The 13653-nt window shown below is 67.2% G+C and carries 10 protein-coding genes; 2 read left to right on the top strand and 8 right to left on the bottom strand.

The genetic code is table 11. The features are described from left to right. Positions 1-63 precede the first annotated feature (63 nt). Both EV687_RS15580 and EV687_RS15575 read right to left on the bottom strand, forming a co-directional pair. The gene (locus EV687_RS15580) at positions 64-1701 is read right to left on the bottom strand and encodes an acyl-CoA dehydrogenase family protein (protein WP_122229328.1); all 1638 of its coding nucleotides are present in this window, start codon (positions 1699-1701) and stop codon (positions 64-66) included. Between the two features lie 131 nt (positions 1702-1832). After that, entirely contained in the window at positions 1833-2279 is a 447-nt protein-coding gene (locus tag EV687_RS15575; RefSeq protein ID WP_122229330.1) for a PaaI family thioesterase, read from the bottom strand. A gap of 464 nt (positions 2280-2743) precedes the next feature. Between EV687_RS15575 and EV687_RS15570 the strand changes: the two genes are divergently transcribed. Next, positions 2744-3991, top strand: coding sequence for an ABC transporter substrate-binding protein (locus tag EV687_RS15570; protein WP_122229332.1), 1248 nt, complete (start codon positions 2744-2746; stop codon positions 3989-3991). 35 nt (positions 3992-4026) lie between these two features. On the opposite strand, the gene EV687_RS15565 is transcribed toward EV687_RS15570, so the two are convergent. From EV687_RS15565 to EV687_RS15555, 3 genes are all read right to left on the bottom strand, one after another. Beyond that, positions 4027-4665, bottom strand: coding sequence for a TetR/AcrR family transcriptional regulator (locus tag EV687_RS15565; protein ID WP_122229334.1), 639 nt, complete (start codon positions 4663-4665; stop codon positions 4027-4029). A 105-nt stretch (positions 4666-4770) separates the two neighbouring features. Next, entirely contained in the window at positions 4771-6468 is a 1698-nt protein-coding gene (locus EV687_RS15560; protein WP_122229336.1) for a sensor histidine kinase, read from the bottom strand. Between the two features lie 84 nt (positions 6469-6552). Further along, a complete protein-coding gene (locus EV687_RS15555; RefSeq protein WP_122229875.1) occupies positions 6553-7230 on the bottom strand; it encodes a response regulator transcription factor in 678 nt (225 codons plus the stop codon). A gap of 274 nt (positions 7231-7504) precedes the next feature. Between EV687_RS15555 and EV687_RS15550 the strand changes: the two genes are divergently transcribed. Next, positions 7505-9388, top strand: coding sequence for a glutamine--tRNA ligase/YqeY domain fusion protein (locus tag EV687_RS15550; RefSeq protein WP_122229877.1), 1884 nt, complete (start codon positions 7505-7507; stop codon positions 9386-9388). 222 nt (positions 9389-9610) lie between these two features. On the opposite strand, the gene EV687_RS15545 is transcribed toward EV687_RS15550, so the two are convergent. The 3 genes from EV687_RS15545 to EV687_RS15535 form a co-directional block, all read right to left on the bottom strand. Next, entirely contained in the window at positions 9611-11293 is a 1683-nt protein-coding gene (locus EV687_RS15545; protein WP_242612675.1) for an MFS transporter, read from the bottom strand. 77 nt (positions 11294-11370) lie between these two features. Next, on the bottom strand, positions 11371-12849 hold the full coding sequence (locus tag EV687_RS15540) for a sensor histidine kinase (protein WP_122229340.1): 1479 nt from the start codon (positions 12847-12849) through the stop codon (positions 11371-11373). Beyond that, the gene (locus EV687_RS15535; RefSeq protein ID WP_122229342.1) at positions 12846-13571 is read right to left on the bottom strand and encodes a response regulator; all 726 of its coding nucleotides are present in this window, start codon (positions 13569-13571) and stop codon (positions 12846-12848) included. Before EV687_RS15535 ends, EV687_RS15540 begins: the two co-directional genes overlap by 4 nt. Positions 13572-13653 lie beyond the last annotated feature (82 nt).

Genomic DNA, 13653 nt, shown 5'->3' with positions numbered 1-13653 from the left:
TGCGCCTTGCATCGCATCGCCTGCCGGGGCAACGTGGCCCGCGAAAAGATCGTGAGCAGGTTCTTACAGCCAGTTTTCATCGAGCAGCGCCGCCACATCCGCGGTGCCGGCGCTGACACCGACCACCGGCCCCCAGTCGGCATCGAAGCGGCTGGCGATGAAGGCGCCCGCTGCCGCGGCGCTGGCGTGCTGCAGCATCAGCGCGGCCTGCACGCACAGCGCCAGGCGCTGGGTGATGCGGCGCGCCTCGCGCTCAAGCTCGGCGGGCGGGCGCTGCAGGGACTGGCGCAGCTGCTGCACGGCGGCACGCACCGGCGCCTCATCGGCCACGATGGTCTCCAGGTGATCGAGCACCTGGTGGGCATCATCCGGATTGCGCGAGACCGCCCGCAGCACGTCCAGGCACATGACGTTGCCCGAGCCCTCCCAGATCGAGTTGACCGGCGCCTCGCGGAACAGCCGCCCGATCGCACCGGTCTCCACATAGCCATTGCCGCCATGCACCTCCATGGCCTCGGCGGCAACGTGCACGGCGCGCTTGCAGTTCCAGAACTTGGCCGCGGGCGTCACGAGGCGCCGCCAGGCCAGGTCGAGCGGCTGTTGCGAGCCAAAGCGTGCGGCCAGGTCCATCGCCAGCAGCGTGGCCGCCTGGGATTCGAGCGCGATGTCGCCCAGCAGCTCGGCCATGGCCGGCTGCTCCACCAGCGCCTTGCCGAAGGCCCAGCGGTGGCGGGCATGGTGCAGCGCCAACGCATAGGCGCGGCGCAGGAAGCCGGCGCTGGAGAGTACGTTGTCCAGCCGCGTGTAGGTGGCCATCTCGATGATGGTGGGGATGCCGCGCCCCTCCTCGCCCAGCAGCACGCCCCAGGCGCCGTGGAACTCCACCTCGCTGCTGGAGTTGGAGCGGTTGCCGACCTTGTCCTTGAGGCGCTGGATATGGATCGGGTTCTTGCTGCCATCGGGCCGCCAGCGCGGCACATAAAAGCACGAGGCGCCGCGCTCGGTCGTCTTGGCCAGCACCAGGTGCGCGTCGCACATCGGCGCGGAGAAGAACCACTTGTGGCCGGTGATGGCGTATTCCTCCCCCCACGCGCCCTGGCCCAGCGGCTCGGCGCGCGTGAGGTTGGTGCGCACATCGCTGCCGCCCTGCTTCTCGGTCATGCCCATGCCCAGCGTCATCGAGCGCTTGCCTTCGAGCGGGATGTCGCGCGCATCGTGCGTGGCGTCGGCCAGCTTGGGCCAGAGTGCATCGAACAGCGCCTGGTTGCGCTGCAGCACCGGGATGCTGGCCTTGGTCATGGTGCTCGGGCAGGTCGAGCCGGATTCGATCTGGCTGTGCATGTAGAGCGAAGCGCCATAGGCAGCCCAGTTGCCCGGCTGATCGTCCACATAAGGCAGATGGGTGATGCCGTTGCGGCGCGCCATCGCCATGGCCTCGTGCCAGGCCGGGTGGAACTTGACGAAATCAATGCGCTCGCCATTGGGCGAATGGGTCTGCAGTTCGGGCGGGCTGTGCTCGGCATCCTCGGCCATGCGCAGCGCAGCGGCCGAGCCATACTCCGCGCCCTGGCGCACCAGCTCGGCATCGCGCCAACCAGCACCGGCACGCTGCACGGCGCGGCGCAGCACGGGGTCGCTGGTGTAGACGTTGTAATCGGCCAGTTCGGGAACCTGGTTGTCAGGATGGATGCCGGTGCTCATGCTGTTTGCCTCGCTGTATGGGATTGGATGTTGAAACCGTCTTCTGCCTGCCGCCACATTCGCCACATTCGCCACATCCGTTGCATCAGTTGCATCCGTCGCTGCAGGCGAGGTGGTGAATGAACCGTCCGTCATGGCGCCGCCGCACTGCCCGGCGGCGTGCCGATGCGCGCGATGCTGCCCTGCGCCACGGCGCACAGCAGTTCGGTGCCATCGTCCGTGCGCACCAGCACATCGCAGCGGCACACGGCCTGGCTGCGGCCGGCATGCACGGCCTGGGCCCGCGCAATCAGCCGTGTGCCCAGCGCCGGACGCAGGTAATTGATCTTGAACTCGGCCGTGACCACCGCCGCCCCCAGCACCAGGCCGCCGGCGAAGGTCAGCGCGTTGTCGGCCGCATAGGAGAGCACGCCGCCATGCGCAAAGCCGTGCTGCTGGCGCAGCCGGGGCGTCAGCGGCAGTTGCAGCTCGACGCCGTCCTGCGCGTCGAACCGCGTCAGCTCGGCGCCAACGAGCTGGCTGAAAGTCTGGGCCTGCAGCACTTGCCGCGCGGCATCAAGGGAGGGCGAGGATGTCATGGTGGCAATCGACTGCGTCGGTGCGCCGGCAACCCTGGCGGGTGGCGAGGGCGAACGGCTGGAGGAAGGGATGGAACGCATCACGTCCACCGAGTCTAGACACACCCGGGCGCCAGGGTGTTCGGGTTTGCGCGGGCCGGCAGCCGGTACCCCGTGACGGCCCGCACCACCCGGGTAAAGGCGGTGCGCGCTGCCTGCAGCGGCAGGCCAATGACAGCGCCCCGCCCGGCGGCGCGGCGCGCCGTGTTCAGGTTTGCCGTGCTTGGAAGCTGTTCACTACCCTCACCCAGGCATGCCAAACCTGAACACCCCCTGCCGGCATGGGCTGGAACACCGACGGCAGCTCCCCTGCATGCGCCGCCGCAGAAGCCGAACATGCCCGCCAGCGGGCCTGCCTACACTGTCTCCAGGTCGGCCCGGCGGGCCGGCCTGATGCACCACAACACAATACCCAGGAGACAAACATGCGAATCCACTCTGCGGCCCTGGCAGCCGCCATGCTGTGCTGCGCGCTGCTGCCCGCCGCGCAGGCCACCGAAACCGTGCGCATCGCCACCATGGACATGACGTCCGGAGGCCTCGCCGGCTTTGGGCAAAGCGCACTCAAGCACTGGCAGTTCCTCGCCGACAAGGCCAGCCGCGAACAATGGGCCGGTGACGTGCGCTTCGAGATCGTGCCCTTCGACACCAAGATGTCGCCGCAGGAAGCCCTCTCGCTCCTGCGGCAGGTGGATGCGCAGAACATCCGCTTCATTGCCCAGGGAGCCAGTTCCAGCTCGGTCGGCCTGGCGTTGCAGGAAGCCATTCAGAAGCACAACACGCGCAACCCGGGCCGCGAGTTCGTCTACCTGAATTACGCCTCGGCGGCGCCGGCCATGACCGGCGAGAAGTGCAGCTATTGGCACTTTCGCACCGACGCGCACGTGGACATGAAAATCAAGGCCATGATGCGCCACCTCGCCGCCGACCCGGCCATCCAGCGCGTCTACCTGTTCAACCCCAACTACGCCTATGGCCAGGAGTCGGCCCGCGCCGCACGCCAGTTTCTCGCCGAACTGCGGCCGGACATCGAGATCGTCGGCGACGATTACCACCCAACCGGCCAGGTCAAGGATTTCGCACCCTACATCACCAAGATCATGCAAAGCCGCGCCGATGCGCTGGTCACCGTCTCCTTCGGCAACGACCTGGCGCTGATGGTCAAGGCCGCCAACGACCTGGGCATGAACCGCACGGCCATCCTCACGCTCTCTGGCAACAGCCCGGGCATGGCGGACTCGTTCGGCGAGCAGGCGGTGGGCAAGGTGATGCTCTCGGGCGTCACCAACGTCAACGACGACCAGCATGGCGCCACCGTGCTGGCCAGCGAGTACAAGGCCCGCATGGGCGAGGACTTCTTCTTCGGTGCGGCCGCCAGCGCCATGCGGCTGCTGGCCGAGGGCATCAAGGCTGCCGGCTCCACCGCTCCGGGAGCCGTCGCCGGCGCGATGGAGGGCATGGACATCGACACCCCGGGCGGCCGCGCCGTGATGCGCACCGAAGACCACCAATTGCTGATGCCCATCTACATCGATGCCTGGAGCCAGGTCGATGGCACTGCGGTGCGGCTCGACCAGGACGGCTCGGGCTTTGGCTGGCGCACCGTCGCCGTCATCGCCAGGGACGACGTGGCCCCGCCGACCTCCTGCGCAATGCAGCGGCCAACATCATGAGGACGTGGTAGATACCGGACAGCGGATGGCGGGCATCACGCTGGCAGGGCTGGATTGCCCAGCGCCTGCGTGATGCCGGCCCAGATGGATGCCTGCAGCGCCGGCTCCCACTGCGCCTGCGCGGGCATCTCGTCGAGCACCAGCAGGGCATCGCGGGTGGCCGAGCACAGCAGCGAGAAGGCCAGAAAGGCCACCGGCTGCGCATCGCGCCCGGCAGGCCAGTCGATGGCGCCGGCAAAGCAATCGGCCACCACCTGCACGAAATGGCGGTACATCTGGCGATACAGCTCGGGCTCGGTGATGCGCCGCTCCAACTCCATCAGCGCGCGCCAGGCCGGCAGCCTGGCATAGATCACCGCGAGATCGGCCGCCACCAGGGCATGGGCGCGCTCGCGCAGGGTCGGCAGGCGCTCGCTGCCGGCGACGCGGTCGATCTCCCGCGCCAACTGGCGCAGCCAGCGCCGGATCGTCACCGCCGCGATCGACTCCTTGTTCGGGAAGTACAGATAGAGCGTACCCAGCCCCACTCCGGCCAGATTGGCGATGTCGCGCATCGAGACGCTTTCGTAGCCGTTCTCGATCAGGCTGATGACGAAGGCATCCTGGATGGCCACGGAGGTCATCCAGGCGCGCGACTGGGAGGGCCTGCGGCGGGGCTTGAGCGGCTTGTTCATGGTCCGCGCAGCGTAGACACAGGGGCTGTCCAAGTCAATCGGTAGCCGCCTCCATGGCCGGGAGCGAGGCCATCGAGAGGAGGCCGCGCCTACACGTCCACACACCTAAAGCCAGGCCTGCACGCGGGTATGGCCGGGCTGCGAGGTGATGTGAAAGTGGCCGCCCATGCGCGCCATGCGTGCGGACATGCTGCGCAGCCCGATACCCAGCAGCGACTGGTCGACCAGCGCCGTATCGAAGCCGATGCCGTTGTCATCCACCATCAGTTCCAGCCCGCCGCCGGCGCGGGGCGCCACGCAAACATGCAGGCAGCTGGCCTGGCTGTGCTTGAGCACGTTGGTCAGGGCCTCTTCCAGCACACGGCACAGGCCCAGCAGCTGCGCCGACGTCAAGACCACCGGCCAGGCATCGCCGACCTCCCACTCGCAGCGCATCCCGCGGGCCTCGAACAACTGGCCGAACCGGTGCCGTACCGGTGCCAGCCATTGCAGCGGGGTGCGGGCTACCTCTTGCGGCAAGGCACTGCCGGAGCCGCTGTCGACGACCTGGCGCAGGTCATCGCGCAGCAGCTTGAGCATCGACACGCACTGCTCTGCCGTCATGCCCGAGCGCATCTGCTCCAGCCGGGCGATCTCGCGCACCAGCGTGCTGCCCAGGCCATCGTGCAGGTCGTGGGCAATGCGCAGCCGCTCGCCCAGGCGTGCGCCGTGGATGGCCTGGGCATGTTCGCGTTCGAGCGCAGCGGCCAGTTCTTCGGTCGCCGCCTGCACCTTGGCGCCCAGCTCGATGTTGAAGTTCTCGACCTGTCGCAGGGTACGGGTGTAGTCCAGCGCCAGCACCAGGGCCATGCCGACCATCCCCAGCAGGGAAGAGACGATGCTGTAGCCGATCTTGCTGTCGACCAGCTGCTGCACCAGCAGCGCGTCGTGCACGGCCGCCACCAGAAAACCCAGCGTGCACACGGCCAGCAGCCAGTGCTCAAGTTTTCCGGTGCGCCAGGCGCGGAACGGAAACTGGATGCACTCCGCCGAGAAGATCAACGCGTAGACCCAGAAGATGGCCAAGTGCAACCCGTCCGCCACATACGCGGGCGTCACCAGCAGCGCCGCGGAACATGCCAGGCCCAGCCCCAGCAGGCACCGTTCGAGGCGGGGAAGGCGCTGGCCGCCGAAGCGCCAGAGAAACATGCAGAATGCGCTGACGAAGAGGATGAGGGCCAACAGGTTGAACCGAAGCCAGCCCGCCGTGCTGAAACCCGGCGGCAGCGTCGTGATGACAATATTGCTGGCCAGCAGCACCCAGGCAAACGAGGCCAGGGCGTACCAGCCATAGCTGCTGCGGCTGCGCCGCAGCAGCCAGCAGGCAAGGAAAAAGCAGCCCAGAATGGCCGAGCCGACCAGATTGACGAAGGGCAAAGTGCGGCGCAGCAACAACGTCCGCTCATGGTGCTGGCGTGCCGCATCCTGCGTGGCAATCAGCACCTCGCCCAGGCCCGAGTCGTCGCGGGTGCTGCCAGCGACCTGGATCCACAGCGTGTTGCCGCCAGGCTGCAGCGCCACCTGCGGCAAGGTCAGCAGACGCGGCATGTTCCAGCTGCGCGAGAGCGGCTCGACCAGGCTGGCGTCCCGCCAGAGCAAATGCCCGTTGATGAAGACGGCACCGGCCATGTTGATGTGGTCGATGGCCACCGCCAGTGGCTGTGCCGAGACAGCCGGGCCCGCCTCGCACTGCATGTGCCAGTCGATGCGGTACCAGGCCTGGCCCTGGTAGTCGCTCCAGTGCGAGCGCCAGCGATCGGGCAAGGTGACCGGGTGCCAGGAGTACCGCGTCGATGTGCGGCGCGCAGGGCTGAGCCCGGGCCGCAGGCATCCAGGCAGCCTGCAGGATCAGGACAGCAAGCCACGCGAGCGTGCCTCGGAAAGCGCCCGTGTGCGGGAAGACACGGCGAGCTTCCGATAAATGTGCTTGATGTGGCATTCGACGGTATGGCGGGAGATGTGGGTCTTGTCGGAGATTTCCTGGTTGGTCAGCCCGTCGGCCACCAGCCTGAGGATCTCATATTCACGCCGGCTCAGCGGATTGGCCGGCGCCTCGCTTGCGGCAGGCGACGGGGCGGGCATGTCCATCAGGCCGAGAATGCGCCGCGCAATGAACGGATCGATGGGCGCGCCGCCGCGCAGCACGCTGCGGATCGACAACGACAGCTCGATGTCGTCGCGCTCCTTGAGCACATATCCGGTCGCACCCGCGCGCAAGGCCTCCAGGATCACATCCTCCGTGCTCCAGGCGGAGATCACCAGGATGTCGAGGCCCGGATCCTCCGCCCGCAGCGCCCGGATCAGCGCCACCCCGCTGCCATCGGGAAGGCCGATGTCCACCAGGACCAGCGCATAGGGTTGATCGGCCGTAAGGGCCTGCGCCTGCGCCAGCGAACCGGCAAACACCATTTGGTCGTCGCCATAGCCCAGCTGCACCAGAACCGCCCGCATGCGCTGCTGGATCAGTGGTTCGTCCTCCACGATGAGGATGGGAGCGGGCAGAAGAGAGGTTGCGGGGTCGTTCATCGCATGCATGTCGGTCAGGAATCATCGGGCCGCGCCTCAAGAACGTGCGGATACCGAAACAGGCAGCGCCACCCGCGCGCCGGAGAAAGTATCGGAAAAATTTCCGAAGGTTACCGCTTCGGCGCGGCACTGACCATCCCTGAATCTGGGTATTGCTACCCGTTTTTCGACCGGTTTTCAACCGGTTCTCGACGGATGGGTACCAGCCATGGCACTCCTGCAGCCCCGCCATGCCATTGCATGGCCGGTCCCGGTCAGGACCTACAATCCGGCCATGAGCACATCCACCTTCTCCCCCACTGCGACGGCAGTGGCCGAAGACGCCGAAAACGGCGCGAAATCGAGCAACTTCCTGCGCAGCGTGATCGAGGAAGACCTGCAACAAGGCACCTATGCCCGGCGTCGCTGGGGCGGCAGCCCGGGCGATGGCGCCCACCACGCGGCCGGCATGCCCGATCCCGCCAAGATCCGCACGCGCTTTCCGCCCGAGCCCAACGGCTACCTGCACCTGGGCCACGCCAAGAGCATCTGGATCAACTTCCAGATGGCGCGCGACTACGGCGGCGTGTGCCACCTGCGCTTCGACGACACCAACCCGGAGAAGGAAGAGCAGGAGTACGTCGATTCGATCCGCGACGTGGTGCACTGGCTGGGCTACGAAACCCGCTACGCCGACGTGCCCGGCCAGCCGGACCGGGAGCAGCCGCACATCTACTACGCCAGCGACTACTTCGACTTCATGTACCGCGCCGCCGAGTACCTGATCGAATCCGGCCACGCCTACGTCGATGAGCAAACGCCCGAGGAGATGCGCGCCAACCGCGGCGACTTCGCCACACCCGGCAAGAACAGCCCGTTCCGGGACCGCTCGCCCGCCGAGAACCTCGCGCGCCTGCGCGCGATGCGCGATGGCCAGCTCGCCGACGGCGCAGCCGTGGTGCGCGCCAGGATCGACATGGCCAGCCCCAACATCAACCTGCGCGACCCGGCCATCTACCGCATCCGCCGCGCCACCCACCACAACACCGGCGACAAGTGGTGCATCTACCCGATGTACACCTTTGCCCATCCGATCGAGGATGCGCTGGAGAACATCACCCACAGCTTCTGCACGCTCGAATTCGAGGACCAGCGTCCGTTCTACGACTGGCTGCTCGCCCGGCTCTGCGAAGGCGGCCTGCTGCAGACCCCGTCGCCGCACCAGTACGAATTTGCGCGCCTCAATGTCACGCACATCATCACCAGCAAGCGGCGGCTGCGCCAGCTCGTCGAGGAAAGCCATGTGGACGGCTGGGACGACCCGCGCATGCCGACCATCGCCGGGTTGCGCCGGCGCGGCTATACGCCAGCCGCGCTGAGGCTCTTCTGCGAGCGCTCGGGGGTTTCCAAGTCCGGCGGCTGGATCGACTATGCGGCGCTGGAAGGCGCGCTGCGCGACGTGCTCGACCCCGTCGCGCAGCGGGCGCTGGCGGTGCTCGAGCCCCTGAAGCTCGAACTCACCAACTGGGACGCACTCTTCGGCACCGGCCACCTGGAGGCCTGCAGCGCACCGCTGAACCCGCACGACGAGGCCGCCGGCCAGCGCCACTTCACCCTTGGGCGCGAAATCTGGATCGAGCGCGAAGACTTCATGGAAGTGCCCAGCAAGGGCTACCGTCGCCTCTACCCGCCGCACACCGGCGGGGACGGCAACCCCAAGGAAGGCAACAAGGTGCGGCTGAAATACGGCTACGTGATCCAGTGCACTGGTGTCGAAAAGAATGCCGACGGCAGCATCGCCAAAGTGCTTGCCGAGGTCATCGCGGACACCAAGAGCGGCACGCCCGGCGCCGACAGCGTCAAGGTCAAGGGAGTGATCGGCTGGGTGGGCGCGCACGATGCGGCGCCGGCCGAGTTCCGTCTCTACGAACGCCTCTTCAAGGTCGAGCATCCGGGCGAGGCCGAACTGGCCGAGGAACTCAACCCGGACAGCCTGCGCACTGCGCGAGGCTATGTCGAGGCCGGTCTGCTGGCCGCGCTGCAGGCCGAGGACGAGGCGCCCGCGCCCTGGCAGTTCGAGCGCCTGGGCTACTTCGTGCGCGACCGCAGCACGCCGCTGGCCACGGGCCAGCTGGTGTTCAACCGCGCCTGCGGACTCAAGGACGGCTGGAAGGCCTGAGCGCGACCGGCGCGGTTCGACCGGACGGACAAGACAAGGGCATTGCCAGCGCAATGCCCTTGTCTTTTGGGCGCTCGGAGCAGGTGGGCCCGCCGGCGCCCACCTGCTCCTGCACGCTCAATGTCCGCCGGTAGGCGTGACGCTGCCGCTATCGAGGGTCAGCAGCACGTACATGACGATGACGGCGAAGATGATGAATCCCAGGATGTATTTCCACATGCGTCAGTCCCTTGCGTAAATGTCCACGTCCTTGGTCTCGCGCACGAGCAGCACGCCGATCACGAAGGTGCCCAGCGCGATGACGACCGGATACCACAGGCCGTAGTAGATGTCGCCGCTGGCCGCGATCATGGCGAATGCGGTGGTGGGCAACAGGCCGCCGAACCAGCCGTTGCCGATGTGGTAAGGCAGGCTCATCGAGGTGTAGCGGATGCGGGTCGGGAACAGCTCCACCAGCATGGCCGCGATCGGGCCGTACACCATGGTCACGAACAGCACCAGGATGAAGAGCAGCAGCACCACCATCGGCTTGTTCATCTGGTTCAGGTCGGCGCCGGTGGTCAGGCCCGCCTCCCTGGCGGTGGCCGAAACTTCCGCCTTGAAGCTGGCGATGGCGGCGCGGCTGGCTTCGTCGAAGCCGTCGCGGCGCGCATTGAGCGTCCCCACCGGGGCGGTGATGACCTTGTCGCCAATCGTCACCGTCGCGGCCGCGCCTGCGGCCAGCTGCCTGTTCTCATACGGGATGAAGGCCTGCGCCAGCGTGCGCTTGGCAATGTCGCAGGAAGTCGTGAAATCGATCTCGCGTGCGATCGGGCTGCCCTGGAAGGAGCAGTCGCCCGGCGCGGCGCTCACGGCCACGTGCGCGCGCTGCTGCGCCGCCTCCAGTGCCGGGTTGGCATAGTGCATCAGCGCCGGGAAGATGGTGAAGTAGGTCAGCGCGGCAATCAGGCAGCCGCCCATGATGATGATCTTGCGGCCGATCTTGTCGGAGAGCCAGCCGAAGAAGATGAAGAAGGGCGTGCCGATGAGCAGCGCCAGCGCGATCATGATGTTGGCGGTCTTGGCGTCGACCTTGGCGATGCTGGTGAGGAAGAACAGCGCATAGAACTGCCCCGTGTACCAGACCACCGCCTGCCCGGCCGTCAGCCCCAGCAGTGCCAGGATCACGATCTTCAGGTTGCTCCACTGGCCGAAGGCCTCGGTCAGCGGCGCCTTGGATACCTTGCCCTCGGCCTTCATCCTCTGGAACGCGGGCGATTCGTTCATCGACAGGCGGATCCACACCGAGATGGCCAGCAGCAGAATCGACAACAGGAACGGAATGCGCCAGCCCCAGACCTCGAACTGCTCGCCGGTGAACTCGCGGCACAGCAGGATCACGATCAGCGAGAGGAACAGCCCGAGCGTCGCAGTGGTCTGGATCCAGCTCGTGTAGAAGCCGCGCCGGCCATGGGGCGAATGCTCGGCCACGTAAGTGGCAGCGCCGCCATATTCACCACCGAGCGCCAGGCCCTGCAGCATGCGCAGGATGATCAGCAGGATCGGCGCGATGATGCCGATCGATGCATAGCTGGGCAGCAGGCCGACGATGAAGGTCGCACCGCCCATGATCAGGATGGTGATCAGAAAGGTGTACTTGCGGCCGATCATGTCGCCCAGGCGGCCGAACACCAGCGCGCCGAAGGGCCGAACCAGAAAGCCGGCGGCAAAGGCCAGCAACGCAAAAATGTAGGCGGCCGTCGGGTCCAGGCCGCTGAAGAACTGCTTGGCAATGATGACCGCCAGCGAGCCGTACAGGTAGAAGTCGTACCACTCGAACACCGTCCCCAGTGACGAGGCGAAGATGACCTTTTTCTCCTCGCGGGTCATCGGACGCTTGGCGTCCCCCGCAATTGCGTTTGCCATGGTGATGTCTCCTTGTTGATGTGGTCGTCTGCCGGAGCCAGGGCGTGGCCCGCAACATCTTTTATAGAGAGACCGGCTTACGCTGCTCTGACTGAAGCTTGCGCGAAACTGACGGTGAAGCTCGCGCCCCCCCACTCGCTGGTGCCGATGCGCACCGCAGCCCCATGTGCGCCGGCCACCTCGCGCACGATGGCCAGGCCCAGCCCGGTGCCGCCAACACCCTGGCCGGTGGCGCCATCGGCATGCGCCACGCGGGTGAAGGGCGCGAACACGCGCTCGCGTTCGGCCTCGGGCACGCCGGGGCCGGAATCCTCGACGACCACCTGCGGCGGCCCGGCGAGCACGGTCAGCTGCACCGTGCCTCCGGCCGGCGCGTACTTGAAGGCGTTGTCCACCAGATTGCGCACCAGCTCGCCCAACAGCGTGGCGTCGCCGGTGACGCACACCGGCTGCGGTGCGAGCACGAGGCCGAAGTCGATCTCCCGTGCCAGCGCGGTCTCCACCACGTCGTGGGCGATCTCCTCGCACAGGCGGTTCAGGTCCACCGGGCGCGCCTCTCCCGTGGTGGCCGCGCTCTCGGCACGCGCCAGCGTCAGCAGCTGGATGGCCAGGCGGCTGGCACGCTCGCCCGTCGCCACCAGGCGGCCCAGCGCCTGCGTGCGCTCTGGGCCGTCGGGCAGTTGCTGGAGCAGCTCGCCATGCATGCGCAAGGCGGCAATCGGCGTGCGCAGCTGGTGGGCGGCATTGGCGATGAAACGCTTCTGCGCCAGCAGCGAGGCCTGCAGGCGCTGCATCAGGTCATTGACGGCCGTCACCAGCGGCGCGATTTCCTCGGGCGCGTGCTCGCGCGGCAAGGGGCTGAGGTCGTCCGCGCGCCGCGCATCCAGATGGGCCTGGAGCCTGGCGACGGGCCGCACGACATGGTTGAAGCTGAACCACATCAGGCAGATCGCCACGATCAGGATGGCCGTCTGCGCCAGCGCCTCATGCAGCATGATGGTGCGCAGCAGGCCCGCATGGCGCTCGCGCGACTGTGCCACCACCAGCAGGTGCTGCGCGAACCGGCCAGGTTCGGCGTGGGACGCCACCGGAATGCGCAGCTGCATCACCCGCATCTGGCCATCATCGAGCTCCGCATTGTGACCCTTCAGGGTGGCAGCACCTTGCAGGCCGGGCCTGAGTTCGTCCAGGGCCACAGGCGTCTCGTGAAGTCTGCCGCGCAGTGCCTGCAGCGCCGGGCTGCCCGTCAGCGGCGTGCCGGCCGCATGCTGCGGATCGCCCCCGTCGGCGTAGATCGCATACTGGATCGGATGGCGGCTGTGCACGGCCAGCCAGTGGCGCGCCGTCGGTGATGGAAAATGTTCGCCGATGTCGCCCGCCAGCGCGCCCTGCCTTTGCCATTCCTCGGCGAGGATCAGCGTGGCCACCTCGAGCCGGTCATCGAGCGCGGTATCGACGGTGGCCCGCGCATTCCAGAACGCCACCGCCACCCCGGCCACCCACAGGAAGATGAATGGCGCGAACAGCCATTCGAGCAATCGCGCCGAGAAGTTCATGCCGCCGCATCGAACTGGCCGGCCGATGCGGGCAGCTTGTGGATGCAGTAGCCCAGCCCACGGAAGGTGCGCACCTGGATGCCGGCAGGCTCGAGCTTCTTGCGCAGCCTGTGCACATAGACCTCGATCGCATTGAGAGAGATGTCGCCATCCCAGGCACACAAGGCCTCGAGCAGCTGCTCCTTGGTGACGGCGCGGCCGGTGCGCAGCAGCAGCAATTCGAGGATGCAGGCCTCGCGCACCGACAGCTCCAGCGGCACGCCATGGGCACTGGCCTGGCGCGAGGCCAGGTCGAAGCACAGCGGCCCGTGCACGAGCTGGTTGCTGCTGGCCGCATGGCGGCGGCGGATCAGCGCACGTACGCGCGCGTGCAACTCGCCCAGCGCGAATGGCTTGACCAGGTAGTCGTCCGCGCCGGCATCGAGCCCGTCGACACGGTCGTTGACCGCATCCATTGCGGTGGCAATCATCACCGGCACGGTCTTGAGATGCTCGGCCTGCGCGTGCGAAGGCGGCCTGCTGCGCATCTCGCGCAGCACCTGCAAGCCGCTGAGCCTGGGCAAACCGATGTCGAGAATCACCAGGTCGTACTGCGCGGTCTTCAGGGCGGCGCTGGCGGCCTGTCCGTCGGTGACCCAGTCGACGGCATAGAGCTCGCGGCGCAGACTGGCCGCCACGCCATCGCCGAGCTCCGTGTCGTCTTCCGCAAGCAGAATCTTCATGTGCTGTCTCCGATGGACCAGTGTAGCCAGGGATGTGTGCGGGAAGAATCCGCGCAATCCCCGATACGCTGCCACCGATCCA

Origin of the sequence: Corticibacter populi, from assembly GCF_004217315.1 — a bacterium.
Taxonomy (GTDB): Bacteria; Pseudomonadota; Gammaproteobacteria; order Burkholderiales; family Burkholderiaceae_C; genus Lampropedia; species Lampropedia populi.
Note: the sequence above shows the minus strand (reverse complement) of the source record. Positions and strands in the feature narration are given on the sequence as shown.